Source organism: Nonomuraea sp. NPDC005501 (assembly GCF_040605905.1).
GTDB lineage: Bacteria > Actinomycetota > Actinomycetes > Streptosporangiales > Streptosporangiaceae > Nonomuraea.
Map to the genome: position 1 here is coordinate 45,171 of NZ_JBEXDT010000016.1, position 15,272 is coordinate 60,442.

General features: G+C 72.6%; 15 protein-coding genes and 2 pseudogenes. 12 read left to right on the top strand and 5 right to left on the bottom strand.

Annotation, left to right across the window (positions count from 1 at the left end; translation table 11 throughout):
• Window positions 1–47: 47 nt before the first annotated feature.
• Complete coding sequence (locus ABZS51_RS11610; RefSeq protein WP_355438852.1) at window positions 48–326, top strand: hypothetical protein; 279 nt, start codon at window positions 48–50, stop codon at window positions 324–326.
• 784 nt (window positions 327–1,110) lie between these two features.
• Here ABZS51_RS11610 and ABZS51_RS11615 read toward each other — a convergent pair.
• A pseudogene (locus ABZS51_RS11615) lies at window positions 1,111–1,379 on the bottom strand (helix-turn-helix domain-containing protein); the annotation flags it as partial.
• Between the two features lie 83 nt (window positions 1,380–1,462).
• Between ABZS51_RS11615 and ABZS51_RS11620 the strand changes: the two are divergent.
• Window positions 1,463–1,897: a nuclear transport factor 2 family protein gene (locus tag ABZS51_RS11620; protein ID WP_355438854.1), complete on the top strand. Its 435-nt coding sequence runs from the start codon at window positions 1,463–1,465 to the stop codon at window positions 1,895–1,897.
• Between the two features lie 190 nt (window positions 1,898–2,087).
• Here ABZS51_RS11620 and ABZS51_RS11625 read toward each other — a convergent pair whose 3' ends face one another.
• Window positions 2,088–3,152: a hypothetical protein gene (locus ABZS51_RS11625; protein WP_355438856.1), complete on the bottom strand. Its 1,065-nt coding sequence runs from the start codon at window positions 3,150–3,152 to the stop codon at window positions 2,088–2,090.
• Window positions 3,149–3,916 carry a DUF4239 domain-containing protein gene (locus ABZS51_RS11630; protein ID WP_310710069.1) on the bottom strand — a complete coding sequence of 256 codons (768 nt, stop codon included), beginning with the start codon at window positions 3,914–3,916 and terminating at the stop codon, window positions 3,149–3,151. The genes ABZS51_RS11625 and ABZS51_RS11630 overlap by 4 nt, the downstream gene beginning before the upstream one ends.
• Before the next feature lie 246 nt (window positions 3,917–4,162).
• Here ABZS51_RS11630 and ABZS51_RS11635 point away from each other — a divergent pair, with 246 nt between their 5' ends.
• Complete coding sequence (locus tag ABZS51_RS11635; RefSeq protein WP_310710071.1) at window positions 4,163–4,513, top strand: hypothetical protein; 351 nt, start codon at window positions 4,163–4,165, stop codon at window positions 4,511–4,513.
• Window positions 4,514–4,562: 49 nt separating this feature from the next.
• On the opposite strand, the gene ABZS51_RS11640 is transcribed toward ABZS51_RS11635, so the two are convergent.
• Entirely contained in the window at window positions 4,563–5,204 is a 642-nt protein-coding gene (locus ABZS51_RS11640; RefSeq protein WP_355438858.1) for an Lrp/AsnC family transcriptional regulator, read from the bottom strand.
• Window positions 5,205–5,323: 119 nt separating this feature from the next.
• Here ABZS51_RS11640 and ABZS51_RS11645 point away from each other — a divergent pair, with 119 nt between their 5' ends.
• The 7 genes from ABZS51_RS11645 to ABZS51_RS11675 all read left to right on the top strand — a co-directional run bounded on the left by ABZS51_RS11645 (window position 5,324) and on the right by ABZS51_RS11675 (window position 12,017).
• A complete protein-coding gene (locus tag ABZS51_RS11645; protein ID WP_355438860.1) occupies window positions 5,324–6,913 on the top strand; it encodes an ABC transporter substrate-binding protein in 1,590 nt (529 codons plus the stop codon).
• Window positions 6,914–6,932: 19 nt separating this feature from the next.
• Window positions 6,933–8,012, top strand: coding sequence for an ABC transporter permease (locus ABZS51_RS11650; RefSeq protein WP_355438862.1), 1,080 nt, complete (start codon window positions 6,933–6,935; stop codon window positions 8,010–8,012).
• Window positions 8,009–8,884 (top strand): ABC transporter permease, encoded by an 876-nt coding sequence (locus ABZS51_RS11655; protein WP_310710076.1) that lies wholly within the window; start codon window positions 8,009–8,011, stop codon window positions 8,882–8,884. Before ABZS51_RS11650 ends, ABZS51_RS11655 begins: the two co-directional genes overlap by 4 nt.
• Window positions 8,881–9,675 (top strand): ABC transporter ATP-binding protein, encoded by a 795-nt coding sequence (locus ABZS51_RS11660; protein ID WP_355438865.1) that lies wholly within the window; start codon window positions 8,881–8,883, stop codon window positions 9,673–9,675. Before ABZS51_RS11655 ends, ABZS51_RS11660 begins: the two co-directional genes overlap by 4 nt.
• Window positions 9,676–9,688: 13 nt before the next feature.
• Window positions 9,689–10,594 (top strand): ABC transporter ATP-binding protein, encoded by a 906-nt coding sequence (locus tag ABZS51_RS11665; protein ID WP_355438867.1) that lies wholly within the window; start codon window positions 9,689–9,691, stop codon window positions 10,592–10,594.
• The gene (locus ABZS51_RS11670) at window positions 10,591–11,634 is read left to right on the top strand and encodes a M24 family metallopeptidase (protein WP_355438869.1); all 1,044 of its coding nucleotides are present in this window, start codon (window positions 10,591–10,593) and stop codon (window positions 11,632–11,634) included. The genes ABZS51_RS11665 and ABZS51_RS11670 overlap by 4 nt, the downstream gene beginning before the upstream one ends.
• A 71-nt stretch (window positions 11,635–11,705) precedes the next feature.
• Entirely contained in the window at window positions 11,706–12,017 is a 312-nt protein-coding gene (locus ABZS51_RS11675) for a DUF6401 family natural product biosynthesis protein (RefSeq protein ID WP_355438871.1), read from the top strand.
• Between the two features lie 601 nt (window positions 12,018–12,618).
• Here the strand turns inward: ABZS51_RS11675 and ABZS51_RS11680 are convergent.
• Window positions 12,619–13,251: pseudogene (locus tag ABZS51_RS11680) on the bottom strand (hypothetical protein); the annotation flags it as partial.
• A gap of 184 nt (window positions 13,252–13,435) precedes the next feature.
• Between ABZS51_RS11680 and ABZS51_RS11685 the strand changes: the two are divergent.
• Together ABZS51_RS11685 and menC are read left to right on the top strand one after the other, a co-directional pair.
• Entirely contained in the window at window positions 13,436–13,999 is a 564-nt protein-coding gene (locus tag ABZS51_RS11685) for an acyclic terpene utilization AtuA family protein (protein ID WP_355438873.1), read from the top strand.
• Between the two features lie 88 nt (window positions 14,000–14,087).
• Window positions 14,088–15,188 (top strand): o-succinylbenzoate synthase, encoded by a 1,101-nt coding sequence (gene menC, locus ABZS51_RS11690; protein ID WP_355438875.1) that lies wholly within the window; start codon window positions 14,088–14,090, stop codon window positions 15,186–15,188.
• Window positions 15,189–15,272: the final 84 nt, after the last annotated feature.

Here is a 15,272-nt window from a genome sequence, read left to right on the forward strand (position 1 = left end):
TGGCGCCACCGGCGGTCAGCTTGTACACGCGGAAGGTGTCGCGTTCGGTGACGAGGGCGAACGAGCGGCCCGGCGCCCAGGAGACGTTCCACGGCACGTCCCAGCCGCTCGCCACCGTGGTGGGCGGCTGCGGGACGGTGCCGCACGCGCCGGTGGTGAAGCTCGCGGACGCGGCGCTCGGGGTGGAGAGCCGTCCGGCGGTGTCGCGGGCGACGACGTCGAGCTGGTCCGTGTGGTCGCACTCCAGCGGGACCGTCGCGGTGGTGGCCGGCGGGGTGCCGGTGACGGTCTGCAGGACGGTGCCGCCCTGGTCGCGTACGAGGTAGGCGCGCACGCCGCCGTCGTCGGTGGAGGCGGCCCAGGCGACGGTGGCGGAGGTGGGCCGGACCCCGGACACCGTGGGGCGGCCGGGCCGCGACGCCGATGTCGTCGGGTCGAGGCCGGTCTCCGGGGCCTTCGTAAGATCATGGGTGCTCCTGCTGGGGGTGTGATCGTTGGAGTAAAGATGGGAGCTTTTCATGGTGTTCCCACAAATAGTCACGCCCGTCAACAGATTCCGGATCTTGGAACGCTCCATTTCTTAGTAAACTTTCCTAATCCGAGGTTGATGGTCGAAGGTAAGACATCCGATATAAGAGGGCCTGAACGCGAGAAGATCGCTGATGTAGCGCTCTCAAAGGTGTAAAGGTGGGATCTGTCTGCACTGAGATCGGTTGGGCGTGGGCCAGAACCTCCGCAGGTGCGGTGAGTTCGTTTTTGATGCTGCCTCACCGGGGAAATGCTGCCTGGTGAGACATAGGATGTCTCGCCCAGGCAGATCCCCATACGGTTCGGCAGACCCAGCTCTTCACCGAGTGGACCAGTCGCGCTCGGTCCAGGAGGACGAGCAGCACAGCGGCCGCTGCGAGGGCAGCCCCGATCAAGCAGACCGGCGTGAGAGCCAGCCCCGTTTTCCGCACGTGGGTGATCGTCTGACAGTTTTCTGGGCGGTGGCTGCCGTCAGCCCTTGTGTTCGTGGTCGTAAGCGGCCTGGGCGGCGGCGACGGCGGCGCCGTGTCGCTTGGCCCAGCCGGTGAGCTCCAGCAGCGACGTGTGCAGCTCCCGGGCCATCTCCGTCAGTGTGTACTCGACCTTGGGCGGAACACCGGATGGACGGTGCGTACGAGCAAGCCGTCCCGCTCCAGCTTGCGAAGCTTGAGTGTGAGCATGCGCCTGCTGATTCCGCTGATCGAACGTTCCAGCTCCGTGAACCGAACCGGACCCTGCGCAGCGGCTACCAGGATGCCGATGCTCCACTTCCCGGAGATGTGATCGAGGACCTCCGAGACCGGGCACGCCTCGCTGGCCAGGGCTGACACATCGATGTGACTCTGGGACATGAAAGTGCCTTCTTCCGCTGGGCTCGACAGTCACCAATCATGTACTCCGTATCAAATCGTGCACCAAACCGGAAGGCGGCCCTATGCTGCAGGAACTCGCAGACCGCACCGCGATCGTGGACGCCGTCATCGCGTATGCGACGGCCCTGGACACCAGGGATTGGGAGACTCTGGGCGCGCTGTTCACCGACGACGCCTGCTGGGAGTACAGCGGTTCGGGCGAACGGCTCTGCGGGCCCGACGCGATCATTGCCAGGATCAGTACCAGCTTGGAGCGATTCGACGCCACCCATCACCTGAACGGCAACCATGTCACCGTAGTGCACGGCGACGAGGCCGAGCACACGTGCTACTACCAAGCCCAGCATGTCCGCCTTGGTCTGCCCGATGGCGAGAAGTTCCTTGGCGGGGGTCGCTACGACGACCGGCTGCGCCGCACCCCGGACGGCTGGCGGTTCACCCACCGCAAGATCACCAGCGTCTGGAGCGAGGGAAACCCCGCCGTGATCACGTCCTGACGGCAGGCGAGTGATCTTCAGCGGAGGTCTCGTGCATCGATGTCGAGAAGGGCTGGAGGTGGATTAGTGGGATGGCCGGGGGTGACTAGCCGCGGGTGCCCCGGATCAGCCGGATGCCGGCCAGCGCGTCGATGATGAGCTTGCCGGTGGGATCGCGAGGCGGCCGACCCCCGACGTACGGAAAACGGGGCTAGCGCGTGGCGAAGGCGACTGCCGTGGTGGAGGCGATCAAGGTGGTCACCACCACCATGATCAGCACCGAGCCCAGCGGGCTGCGGCGTTCGCGTGCCGGGGCGGCCTGCTTGCGGGGCGGGTGGAACGCCGCCCGGGTGGGCGTCGGCTCCGGCTTCGGGGACGTGGTGGGCGAGGGCACCGGTGCCTCGGTTCGTACCGTGTGGCGTGCCGGGGCGCGGACCGGCGCCGAGCTGCGTATCGGTGTGCTACGGACCGGGACCGGGGTCCGGGTGGGAGTGGGGCGGCGGGTCGGCGTCGCCCGGGGCGTGGGGATGCGGGTCGGGGCCGGTGGCGGCGTGAGGGTGGGGGTCGGTCTGACCGTGGGAGCGGGCGCCGCCGCCCGGGGCCGGCGGCACGATCCGATCTCGACGCTGACCACCGGCGGCACGTCCACGCAGACCGGGCCCGGGGGCGGGCCGCAGGAGCCGATGTGCACGACGGCCACCGGCAGGTCGGCGCACACGGCGAGCCCGCCGCCTCCGTGGTCGCCGCCCAGGAGGTCCAGCACGCCGCCTCCGTGGTCGCTGCCCGGGTCGTCCAGCTCGTCCGCCAGAGGGTCGGCCGCCAGGCGCAGGTCCGCCCGCACGGCCGCCGGCCGGCCTCCACTCCCGGATCGGCGGGCTCCGGCCACGTGGTCGGCAGGTCCCCGGGTGCGCCCCGATGACCGCGCCGCGCTCAGGCCCCGCCCGTCCGTGCCGCCGGCCCCCTCGTTGCCGCCGGCCCCCCTGTTGCCGTCGGTCGCCTCCCGGGCGCGGGCGGAGAGCGGCGCCAGGGGGTGCCCCGGCATGCCGGTCAGGTGGTCGCCACCGGCCGGCGATCCCGAGGTGGCGGCCGCCGTGCCGGCCGGTGGCCGGTCGGTGGACGGCACGCCGGTGCCCGGCCCGGGGGCCGCGGCGAGAGGCGCGCCGGCCGTCTCGGACGCGGGTGCGGGGAAGGGGGCCGCCGTGGCCGGGGCGCCCACGTACAAGGCCAGCAGGACACCGGCCAGGAGGAGCGGCGTGCGCCCGGCGCCCACGGTCACACGCCTCCGCCGATGCGCGCGAACTCCTGCAGCGCCGCCTTGAACGCGTCCGGCCCCACCGCCAGCGGCCCCGCGAACACGTGCGCGATGTCCCACGTCAGGTACGTCCCGAAGCCCAGCAGCGCCGCCATCGCCACGAGCGGGGCGAGGGCGACGCCGCGCGGCCGGGCACCCGCCAGGAACGGGAAGACGATGACCACGATCCCCGTGAGGATCGTCAGGAAGAGCAGCCCGGGCGGCGGCGTGGAGGCGGCGTCGGCGGCGCGCTGGGAGCGGGCGGCGGCCAGGTCGGCCACGTGGTCGAGCACGGTGGCCCTGGCGTCCTTGGCGTCGTCGTCGTCCGTCACGATGGCGGCGACCCGGGCGCGCAGTGCGTCGAGCCGCTCGGTGCCGACGGGGTGCATGCGCCCCTGCTCCATGGCGGGCCACTCGTCGCCGACCACGAACGTGACGTAGTCGCGCAGCGCGCCGCGGACGAGGCCGGGCGCGGTGCCGGGCAGGCCGGAGGCGGCCCAGTAGGCGTCGACGGCGGCCTGGCTCTCGGCCTGGGTGTTCTGCCGGGCGGCGTCGGCCGTGGTCCAGGGCACGATGATGGCGATCGCGAACACCAGCAGGAACAGCGCCGACAGCATCGAGCCCGCGTGGCCGGCCGACGGCCCGTCGGGCTGCCGGTCGTCCTCGCCGCGGCCGGTCATCCTGTACGCGAGCGCGGTGAGCGCCACCACGCCCACCGCCGCCGCGATCGCGAGCGCGTACGCCACCATAACGATCTCCTGTCGCCCTGCCGGATACGGAATGTCACTTGACTATCACAGTCCGCATTCAAAGGTGAAGTCGTGATAACCGGAAAGCAGGGCGCGGGAGGCGGCGGGCCGTCCGGCGGCCGGATCGACGCCCGCCGCACCCCTCCGGGGCGGGCGGCTGGACGGATCGACCGCGACGCCGTTCTGACTGTGCCATTCGTCCAGCCGCGTTCTCCTTGTCAGGAGATGACCAGGATCATGCGGCGGGTGGAGAACCTTCTTAACGACCGCTCGTTCGTCATGGTGAGCTCGACCGCCAGCGCGGTGGACCCCGAGCAGCCCACCGCGTTCCGCTACCGGGAGTCCGACGGGGTGGTGTGGGGCGACTACGACGGCGACACCGTCACGCTGGGGCGCTTCGTCGGCAGCCGCGAGGGCGACGTCGTGACGATCACGTACGTGCACGCGCTCAAGGCCGGCGGCAGGGCCTCCGGGCAGAGTGTCAGCCGCGTGGAGCGCGAGGAGGACGGGCGCCTGCGCCTGGTCGAGGAGTTCCAGTTCGAGGGGGACGACACGCGGCACGTGAGCGTGTGCACCGAGGTGCCGTCCGCCTCCTGAGCGGTCCGCCTCCCGCGAGGTCCCTCCCGCGACGTCCGGGGAGGGCCGGTCAGGTGTCCTTGCGGAGGGCCGCCCGGCCCTCCGCCGCGCCGACGAAGCGCATCTTGCCGAGCGGCACGTCCCCCGGAGCCTCCTGAGGGGCACGGCGGGCGGGCCGCGCGGTGCGCGCGTCGCGGTCGCTCGGCAGCACGTACGGCCGCCTGAGCACCTCGTCCAGGATGAACACCGTCTCGGTCGCCTTGACGGCCGGGATGTTGGCCAGCCGGTCCGTCACCATGGTGTGGACCTCGGCCACGTCGGCCACCCGCACCTGGATCATCGCGTCGTGCTGCCCGGTGGTGATCGCGCAGTACTCGACCTCGGGCATGCGGGCCAGTTCGGCCCGGAACTGCTTCCACATCTGCTGCCGCACGGTGACGAAGATCAGGGCGGTGATGCCCAGGCCGGTGCGGACGTGGTCGATCTCGGCGGTGAAGCGCTTGATGGCGCCGTCCGCGCGCAGCGCCTCGAAGCGCGTGTAGGCGTTGGCGCGGGAGATGCCGACCCGCTCGGCCAGCGCCGACACCGAGATCCTGCCGTTCTCGCGCAGGACCTCGAGGATCTTCATGTGGACGGAGTCCAGTTCGAGACCGATGCCGATCCGTCCAGACGGGCCGCCAGCGCCGCCGCCATTCCTGGAAATATCACTCATTGCTACCCCTTGCCTATTTATATACGTCTTGGCGACCACACGGCTCCTGGACGTTCTGCCAGACAATCCTGGACACCTTTCGACTGATCGTCCAACTGATCGTCCACCTGGAGGACCCTATGGCGACCCGCTCGCAGACGGCGGCCGTACTGCTCGCCGGTGCACTCGCTCTCGCCGCCTGCGGCAGCGGCGGCTCCGGTAAGAGCGGCGGCGGCCCCACCGCGCAGGCCGGCGGCGGCAGGACCCTGGTCATCGACACGTCGTTCGACCTCAAGACCGCCGACCCCGGGCGCACCTACGAGCCGACCGGCCTGATCGTCGGCAAGGCCGCGTACGAGACGCTGCTCACCTTCGACGGCTCCGACGTGACCAAGCCGGTCCCGGCGCTGGCCGACTCCTACAAGCTGTCCGCGGACGGCAAGGTCCTCACGCTCACGCTGAAGAAGGGCGCCACGTTCGCCGACGGCTCGCCTGTCACGGCCGACGACGTGGTCTTCTCGCTGACCCGGGTGCGCGACATGAAGGGCACCCCCTCGTTCCTGCTCGACGGCGTCGAGGTGGCCAAGACGGACGACTCCACCGTCACGCTCACCTCGAAGCAGGCCAACCCGGCGCTGCCGTACATCCTGCCGAACCCGGCGCTCGGCATCCTCAACAGCAAGCTCGCCAAGGCGCACGGCGCCACCGCCGACGCCCAGGACAAGGCGGAGCAGTACCTGAACGGCTCCTCCGCGGGGTCGGGCCCGTACGAGATCGAGTCGTTCAACGTGAGCAGCCAGGTGGTGCTCAAGGCGAACGGCAAGTACTACGGCCCCAAGCCGTTCTACGACAAGGTCGTCATCCGCAACGTCGAGGCCGCCACGCAGAAGCTCAACGTGCAGCGCGGCGACAGCCAGGTGGCGCTCAACCTGTCGGGCGACCAGGTGACCGGCATGCCGGCGAACCTCCAGGTGAAGAAGACCGCCTCGGCCAACGTCATCTTCCTGCTCGTCAACCAGGACTCCGGGGTGAGCCGGACCACGCCGAACCCCAAGTTCGTCGAGGCGGTGCGCAAGGGCGTCGACTACGCGGGCCTGCTGGAGCTGGCCGGCGAGGGCGCCACGCAGGCGCCGGGCGTCATCCCGTCGCAGCTGCTCGGCGCGCTCGGCGCCGACCAGGCGGCCAAGCGGGACGTCGAGGGCGCCAAGGCGGCGCTGGCGGCCAGCGGGGTGAGCAACCCGACGGTCAAGCTGGAGTACCCGAGCGAGCTGACCGTGAACGGCCTGTCGTTCCAGCCGCTGGCCGAGCGGATCCAGGCCAACCTCAAGGAGGTCGGCATCACCGTGGACCTCCAGCCGGCGCCGGTCACCACGGCCCTGGACAACTACCGCAACGGCAAGGAGGAGATGGGCCTGTGGTACTGGGGCCCGGACTACCCCGACCCGAGCGACTACCTGGTGTTCCTGCCCGGCAAGACGGTCGGCCTGCGGGCCGGGTGGAAGGCCGGGGCCGACAGGACGGTCTCGACGGCCGGTGACAAGGCCGCGGCGGCGGTCGGCGAGGACGCGCGCAAGCAGGCGTACGCCGAGATGCAGACGCAGCTCAACGCCACGGGCCCGTTCGTCCCGCTGATCCAGCCGAGCCAGAACATCGTGACGGCCGCGTCCGTCGCCGGCCTGGAGTACCACCCGGTGTGGACCGTCGACGTCGCCGACCTGACCGGTAAGTGAGGCTCGTGACGTGTCAGCCATGACGTCCGCCAAGGAGACCGCGGACGCCGCCCCCCGGGCGCGGCGGGGGCGCGGCGGGCATCCGCTCGCCCGCTTCCTGGTCCGGCGGATCCTGACCGCCGTGCTGCTGGCCCTGGGCATCACGCTGGTGACGTTCGTGCTGACGAACCTGGTGCCGGGCGACCCGGTGGCCGCCAACCTCGGCCAGCGGGCGCTCGGCGACCCGGCCATCGTGGCGCAGTGGCGCGCCGAGCACGGCCTGGACAAGCCGCTGTGGGAGCAGTACGCGATGCACCTCGGTGGTCTGGTCCAGGGCGACTTCGGCGTCAGCCAGCAGAGCCACCGGCCGGTCGCCGAGGACCTGGCGCAGTTCGTCCCGGCGACGCTGGAGCTGGCGGGGGCGGCGATCGCCGTCTCGCTGGTGCTCGGCGTGGCGTTCGGCGTGGTCGCCGCGCTGCGCCGCGACCGGCTGCCGGACCACGTCCTGCGGGTGCTGAGCCTGGTCGGCATCTCGGTGCCGACGTTCTGGCTGGCGCTGGTGGCGTTCTACGTGTTCTTCTACCGGCTGCAGATCACGCCGGGCAGCGGCCGGGTGGACCCGGCGATCGGCGAGGCCCCCGGGGTCACCGGGCTGCAGACGGTGGACGCGCTGATCGCCGGCCGGTGGGACGTGTTCACCTCGGCCGTCGGCCACCTGATCACCCCGGCGCTCGTGCTGGCGCTCTACACGATCGGCCTGCTGACCCGGTTCACCCGGTCGGCGGTGCTGGAGGTGCTCGGGCAGGACTACGTGCGGGCGGCCCGCGCCAAGGGGCTGCCCGGCCGGGTGATCCTGTTCCGCTACGTGCTGCGCTCGGCGCTGGTGCCGATCATCACGGTGGCGGGCCTGGCGTTCGGCAGCCTGCTGTCCGGCACCGTGCTGGTCGAGGCGATCTTCGCCTGGCCGGGCGTCGGACAGTACGCCTACAAGAGCGCCACCACCCTCGACCTGCCCGCCGTCATGGGCGTCGGCCTGGTCGTGGGTGTGGTGTACCTCGTCATCAACCTGATCGTGGACGTGCTGTACGGCGTCATCGACCCGCGTGTGAGGCTCCAGTGAAACGCGATCCCCTGGCCCGCAGGGGCCTGCTCGGGCGGCTGCCCGAGGCGTGGCGGCAGCCGCTGGCCGTCGTGGGCGCCCTGGTCGCGGTGGTCTGGCTGGTGGTCGCGCTCGCGGCGCCGGTCCTGGCGCCGCACGACCCGCTCGCGCAGGAGCTGCCGCGCCTGGCCGCGCCCGGCCCCGGGCACTGGTTCGGCACCGACCAGCTCGGCCGCGACATCCTCAGCCGCGTCATGTACGGCGCGCGGGTGTCGATCCCGCTGACGCTCCTCCTGGTGACGCTGTCGGTGCTGATCGGCGGCCTGCTCGGCGCCTGCGCCGGCTACTTCGGCCGGTGGGCCGACGAGACGATCATGCGGGTGGCGGACCTGGTGTTCGCCTTCCCGACGGTCATCCTGGCCATGGTGGTGGCCGCGGCGCTGGGCGCGAGCCTGGTCAACGCGGTGCTGGCCGTGCTGGTCGTCGCCTGGCCCGCCTACGCCCGCGTCACCCGCGGCCTGGTGCTCGGGGTGCGGGAGCGGGAGTTCGTGCTGAGCGGGCGGCTGCTGGGCTTCTCCGCCTGGCGCTCGCTGCGCGTGGACGTGCTGCCGAACGTCACCGGCCCGGTCCTGGTGCTGGCGACGCTGGACATCGGCACCGCGCTGCTGCTGCTGTCGGGCCTGTCGTTCCTCGGCCTGGGCGCCAAGCCGCCGTCGCCCGAGTGGGGCGCCATGGTGGCGGGCGGGGTCGAGGTGTTCGACAGCTGGTGGGTCGCGACGTTCCCGGGCCTGGCGATCCTGACGGTGGTGCTCGCGTTCAACTTCCTCGGCGACACCCTGCGCGACGCCCTCGACCCGCGTACGGCCCGTGCCATCAAGGAGCGTGCCCTGTGACCCCCGACAAAGCCGGCGGGACGACGCTGGACATCACGGACCTGAAGGTCACCATCGGCGGCAGGGAGATCCTGCGCGGCGTGGACCTGTCGCTCCAGGAGGGCCGGGTGCACGGTCTGGCCGGGGAGAGCGGGTCCGGCAAGACCATGACCGGCCTGGCGGTGCTGGGGCTGCTGCCGCACGGCGCGCGGGCCACCGGGCGCATCGCGCTCGGCGACCGTGACCTGCTGACGCTGCCGCCCCGCGAGCTCAACAAGGTGCGCGGCGGCGAGGTGGCGATGGTCTTCCAGGACCCGGCCACAAGCCTGCACCCGATGCTGTCGGTGGGCAGGCAGCTCACCGAGCACATGCGCCACCACCTCCAGCTCGGCAGGAAGGAGGCGCGGGCCAGGGCGGTGGAGCTGCTCGGCAAGGTCCGCATCCCGGGCGCCGAGGAGGCGTACGGGCGTTTCCCGCACCAGTTCTCGGGCGGCATGCGGCAGCGCATCGCGATCGCCATCGCGCTGGCCTGCTCGCCCCGGGTGCTCATCGCCGACGAGCCGACGACCGCGCTCGACGTCACCGTGCAGGCCGGCGTGCTGCGGCTGCTGCGCGGCCTGTGCGACGAGCTGGGGCTGGCGGTGCTGCTGGTCACCCACGACCTGGGTGTCATGTCGGCGATCGCCGACGAGGTCAGCGTGATGAAGGACGGGCTCGTCGTCGAGACCGGGCCGCGCGGCCAGGTCCTGCGGGAGCCGTCGCACGCGTACACCCGATCGCTGCTGGACTCGCTCCCCGGGGAGACCGCATGACGCTGGAGATCGCATGACGCTGGAGATCACGGACCTGGTGGTCGAGCACCGCTCCCCCGGCCGGCCGGTGGTCCGGGCCGTGGCGGGGGCGAGCCTGACCGTGCGGCCCGGCGAGGTCGTCGGGCTGGTCGGCGAGTCGGGATGCGGCAAGTCGACGCTGGCCCGCGCGGTCTGCGGGCTGAACCCGGTCACCGAGGGGTTCATCACGTTCGAGGGGCAGCCGGTCACGCCGCTCGGGCTGCGCCGCCGTACGCTGACGGGCGTCCAGATGGTGTTCCAGGACCCGTACGCGTCGCTGAACCCGCGGCGGCGCGTCGGCGACCAGATCGCCGACGGCCTGCGCACGGCGCGCGACGACGGCACCGACCCGGCCGACCTGCTGGAACGGGTGGGGCTGCCGCGGGAGTTCGCCGGGCGGCATCCGCACGAGTTCTCGGGCGGCCAGCGGCAGCGCATCGCGATCGCGCGGGCGCTGGCGGCCCGGCCGCGGATGCTGATCGGCGACGAGCCGATCTCCGCGCTGGACGCCTCCGCCCAGGCGCAGGTCGCCACCCTGATGCGGGACCTGGCGGTGGACTCGGGCGCGGGGCTGCTGTTCATCAGCCACGACCTGTCGGTGGTGCGGCTGATCGCCGACCGGATCGCCGTCATGTACCTGGGCCGGATCGTCGAGGTCGGCGACACGGCCGAGGTGTGGGACAACCCCCGCCACCCGTACACGCAGGCCCTGCTGCGGGCGATCCCCAAGCCGGACGGGATGGGGATGCTGCCGGAGGAGCTGCCCGGCGACGTGCCGGACCCGGCGGCGCCCCCGTCGGGCTGCCGGTTCCACCCGCGCTGCCCGTTCGCGATGGACGTGTGCCGGGAGAAGGAGCCCGAGCCGGGGCCGGTGGCCTGCTGGCTGCACGAGCCCGCGTGACCGGCGGCCGGACCGGGGGCCCGGCCGGGGACGGCACCGGGGACGGGATCGGGAGCGGGGTCGGCGGCGGGCGGCTGGGGGCCGTGCGCGCCGCCATGGCGGAGGCGGGCGTGGACGCGCTGGTGCTGCGCCCGTCGCCGGACTTCCGGTTCCTGGGGGGTACGGGCCAGGGCTTCCTCGTGGTCACGCCCGCGGCGTGCGAGGAGACGGACGACCCGGGCCTGATCGTCCCCGCCGGGGCGCGGCGGGTGGGGGTGGACCCGGAGATGCGGGTCCGTGAGCTGTTCGGGCTGTCGCTGGAGGCGGAGCTGGTGCCGGCGACGGCCGTGCTGGCGCCGCTGCGGCTGCGCAAGGAGCCGGACGAGGTCGGGGCGGTGGCGCGGGCGGCCCTGGCGGCCGATGCGGTGCTGGCGGGGGTGCGGGAGCTGGCCTGGTTCGGGGCGACGGAGCGGGCGATGGCGCGTCGGCTGGCGGCGCTGCTGCTGGAGTCCGGGTGCGAGGAGATCCTCTCGGTGCGCGTCGCGGCGGGCGAGCACACCGCCCGGCCGGCGCACCGGCCCGGCGAGCGGGTGATCAACCCCGGCGACGCGCTGCTGGTGTCGCTGTGCGGGCGGTGGGAGGGGCACTGCGCCGAGGTGGCGCGGGTCTTCGCCGTCGCCGAGCCGCCGGAGGACTTCGAGGCGATGCACTCGGTGGTGCTCGCCGCGCACGCCGCCGCCCAGCGGTCGGTACGGCCCGGCGTCCCGGCCTCGGAAGTGGCGGCCGCGGTGCGCGAGGTGATCGACGGCAGCGGCTACGGCCGGTTCGCCGCCCCGCAGGCCGGGAGGGGGGTCGGCCGGGGCCACCGGGAGGGGCCGTGGCTGCGGGCGGGCGACGACACGCCGCTGGAGACCGGGATGACGCTGTGCGTGGAGCCGGCGATCTACGTGCCGGAGCTGTTCGGGGCACGGGTGGCGGACGTGGTGGTGTGCGGGCCCGGCGGGGCGTCGCCGCTGCATCCGGGCATGGTCCCGGTGACCCTGTGGGTGCTGGACCGCTGAGGCGGCCCGCAAACCCACCCTGTACCTTTTTATGCAACCATGCCGGATAAATCCTCCTTAAGGTTGTTTGCGTGTTGTTTGAGAAGGGATGGGCGACTTCCCCTCTGCGGTGGCTGATGGACACCCTGGGGCACGCCCAGCTGCAACGGATGACGGGCGAGCCCGGCCTCGTGGCCGCGGTGGACCAGCACGCGGCGGCGCTCCGGGACACGATCGCGCTCGACCGGGAGACGCTCGGCGACTACCTCCTGGGCTTCGCCGACGAGCTGCGGCACCGCGGCTGGACCGTCCGCGAGGAGCTGGACGCGGTCGCCCTGCGGCTGACCGCCATCTGCTGGCTCGCCCGCGAGCTGGACCTGCTGGCCGACGAGTCCCCCGCCTGACCTTCCCGGCGACCCTCGCCCGCCTTACCCGGCGCGTTCGCGCCTCCCCCGGCGCGGTCCGGCCCGCCCCTCCCCCTGCGGCACTCCCGCCGTGACGCGTAGCCGGCAGGCGGGGGCCCGGGCGCGTCACGGGTGCACGCGTCCGGGCCTCCAGAGCCGGCGATCAGGCGTCGCGGCCGGGGTCGGGCCCCATGCCGCCCCTCGGGCCCCCCTCCGTCCACGGACGGTCCTCACTCGGACGTCCCGGCTCGGCGGGCCGGCCCATCGTGCCGGGACGGTCCGCGGCGCCGGGCTCCATGCCGCTCCGCCCGGCCTGACCCGGCCCCATCCCGGTCTGGCCGGTCTGGCCCGGCCCCATCCCGGTCTGGCCGGTCTGGCCCGGCTCCGCCGGCCGGCCCGGCTCCATGGGCTGACCGGGCGGCATGGGCTGGGCGGAAGGACGCGCGCCCATCTCGCCCGCCTGCTCCGAGCGCGGCGGAGCGCCGGCGGTCTCCGGCGTCCTCGCGGCCTCTCGCCCGGGAGCCATCTGCTGGGCGTCCTGGCGCCCCCGCTGGTACGCCTCGGCCTGCGCCCGGGCCTGCGGCGCCTGGCTCTCCATGCGGTCGAGCCAGCGATCCCACCGCTGCTGCATCGGCCGCACCATGCCGCCGCCGATCCCGATCGCGATGATGGCGCCCACGGTCGCGAGCACGGTGATCAGCACCGGCGTGGTGACCGTGGTGGCAACGCCGATCTGGTTCAGGGCGGCGATGATGCCCAGCGCCCAGATGAACACGGAGGCGGCCGTCGCGATCCACCGCCCGTACGAGAGTCCGCCCAGCATGCCGTTCACGAGATCTCGGACGGCGGCGGCGATGGCGCCGGCGACCACCACGATGATGATCGCCACGATCGCCTTGGGCAGCCAGGCCACCACACCGGTCAGCAGCGCGGAGATCGGATTGGGCCCGAACACGCTGAAGGCGATCTGCAGGGTGACCAGGATGATCGCGTAGTAGATGATCTTCCCGACCAGGGTGCTGGCGTCGTAGCGGCTGCGCTCCATCACTCGCCCCATGCCGCTGCGCTCCACCGCGCGGTCGAAGCCCACCCGCTCCAGGATCTTGTCGGCGACCTTCGCCAGCAGCTTGGCGATCAGCCAGCCGATGACCAGTATGACGATGAAGGCGACCAGCCTCGGTACGAACGTGGCGATCTGCCGGAAGACGTCCGTCAGGCCTTGGCCGATGTTGATGTCCACGGGTTTCCTCCTTCGAGGATCCAACGCAATCGCGCTACCCCAGACAGGACATTTCACACACTCTCCGCGACGAAGCGGGTGCCCAACGCCATATCGGACATCAAATCCGCAGGTCAAGGGAGATCCACGACCGTCTCACGGAGTGTAATCGCCAATCGCACAGGGTAATGATCAGGTCATGCTGCGGATCGGCGTCTCGGGCGTGCACGGCTCGGCGGACATGGTCATCTGCGGGTGGCGCGACGGCCGGCCGGGCCGGCTTCGCACCGGCGTCAAGCTGATCTTCGAGGCGGGCGGCGTCGTCCCGCGCCTGCCGGGACTGCGGACCGGCAGCCGGGTGGCCCGCGGGCCGGAGGCCATCGCGCGGGCGCTGTGCGAGGGCGTGGACGTGGTGGTCACCGAGCCCGGCGACCCGGCCGCGGTCGTGGTGGCGGCCGGCATGTGGCACTACGGCTGGACGGCCGAGGACGTGGGGGCACTGGCCGGCGCCACGGTCGCGGGCCTCGCCCTGGCCGCGCAGCGGGCGCCGTGCGTGATGGAGATCCGCCGGGACGGCGGCGCGGCACTGGACGGCGAGGTGAAGGCGGATGCGGTGCTGGCCTGCCTGGCCGCCCGCTTCCACTCGGGCCGCTATCCGACGCCCGTGGTGACGGTCCTGCTGGAGTCGGTCCGGCTCAGCCAGGAGGCGCCGTGCCGGGTCCGCATCGCCCCCTGCGCGGGCGAACCCGTCCATGCCCGCTAGCCTGCCCACGCCTCCCGAAGCGCAGCGCCTACCGTAGGACAGAGCGCCCCGTCCGGCGGGCGCTCCGACCATCGCGCAGGGAGTCAGTGTGAAGATCACAGGAGTTGAGCTGCGGCGGATCGCGATGCCGCTGGTGGCGCCGTTCCGCACGTCGTTCGGCACCGAGACGGCCCGTGACGTGCTGCTGGTCAGGGTCGTCACGCCGGATGCCGAGGGGTGGGGCGAGTGCGTGGCGATGTCGGAGCCGCTCTACTCCTCCGAGTACGTGGACGGCGCGGCCGAGGTGATCCGCCGCTTCCTGCTGCCCGCCCTGCCGCCGTCGCCGGACGTCCACGCCGTGGGCCGCGCCCTGGAGCCGGTCAAGGGGCACCGCATGGCCAAGGCCGCCCTGGAGACGGCCGTGCTGGACGCGCAGCTGCGCGCCTCCGGCGAGTCGTTCGGCCGCTTCCTCGGCGCGGCCCGCGACCGGGTGCCCTGCGGCGTGTCGGTCGGCATCATGGACTCGATCCCGCGCCTGCTGGACGCCGTCGAGGGCTACCTCGGCGAGGGGTACGCGCGGATCAAGCTGAAGATCGAGCCCGGCTGGGACGTGGAGCCGGTCCGGGCGGTGCGCGAGCGCTTCGGCGACGACCTGCTGCTCCAGGTCGACGCCAACGCCGCGTACACGCTGGTGGACGCCCCCCGCCTGGCCCAGCTCGACGCGTTCAACCTGCTGCTGATCGAGCAGCCGCTGGCCAACGACGACCTCGTGCAGCACGCCCGCCTGGCGCGGCGGCTGCGCACGCCGATCTGCCTGGACGAGTCGATCGAGTCGGCCGAGCACGCCGCCGCCGCGATCGAGCTGGGCGCCTGCTCGATCGTGAACATCAAGCCGGGCCGGCTGGGCGGCTACCTGGAGGCCCGGCGCGTCCACGACCTGTGCCGGGCGCACGGCGTCGCGGTGTGGTGCGGCGGCATGCTGGAGACCGGCATCGGCCGGGCCGCGAACGTGGCGCTGGCGGCGCTGCCCGGCTTCACGCTGCCGGGCGACACGTCGGCCTCGCGCCGGTACTACGCGACGGACGTCACCGAGCCGTTCGAGCTGAGCGACGGCCACCTGGACGTGCCCACCGGCCCCGGGCTCGGCGTGGACCCGATCCCGTCGATCCTCGACGAGGTCACCACGTCCACGGAGTGGATCCCGCTGTAGGCGGCCGCCCGGAGGCCCCGGAATAATCCGTTGCCGGGCGGCGCTGAGGCTCGGCACCATGGTCATCATGTTCCGGCACGCCAC

What these genes read in the sequence shown, in the direction of transcription:
- ABZS51_RS11640 (WP_355438858.1), bottom strand. Translation starts at nt 5,204, where the DNA reads ATGAGTGATATTTCCAGGAATGGCGGCGGCGCTGGCGGCCCGTCTGGA.
- ABZS51_RS11630 (WP_310710069.1), bottom strand. Translation starts at nt 3,916, where the DNA reads ATGGTGGCGTACGCGCTCGCGATCGCGGCGGCGGTGGGCGTGGTGGCG.
- ABZS51_RS11620 (WP_355438854.1), top strand. Translation starts at nt 1,463, where the DNA reads ATGCTGCAGGAACTCGCAGACCGCACCGCGATCGTGGACGCCGTCATC.
- ABZS51_RS11645 (WP_355438860.1), top strand. Translation starts at nt 5,324, where the DNA reads ATGGCGACCCGCTCGCAGACGGCGGCCGTACTGCTCGCCGGTGCACTC.
- ABZS51_RS11685 (WP_355438873.1), top strand. Translation starts at nt 13,436, where the DNA reads ATGCTGCGGATCGGCGTCTCGGGCGTGCACGGCTCGGCGGACATGGTC.
- ABZS51_RS11650 (WP_355438862.1), top strand. Translation starts at nt 6,933, where the DNA reads ATGACGTCCGCCAAGGAGACCGCGGACGCCGCCCCCCGGGCGCGGCGG.
- ABZS51_RS11665 (WP_355438867.1), top strand. Translation starts at nt 9,689, where the DNA reads ATGACGCTGGAGATCACGGACCTGGTGGTCGAGCACCGCTCCCCCGGC.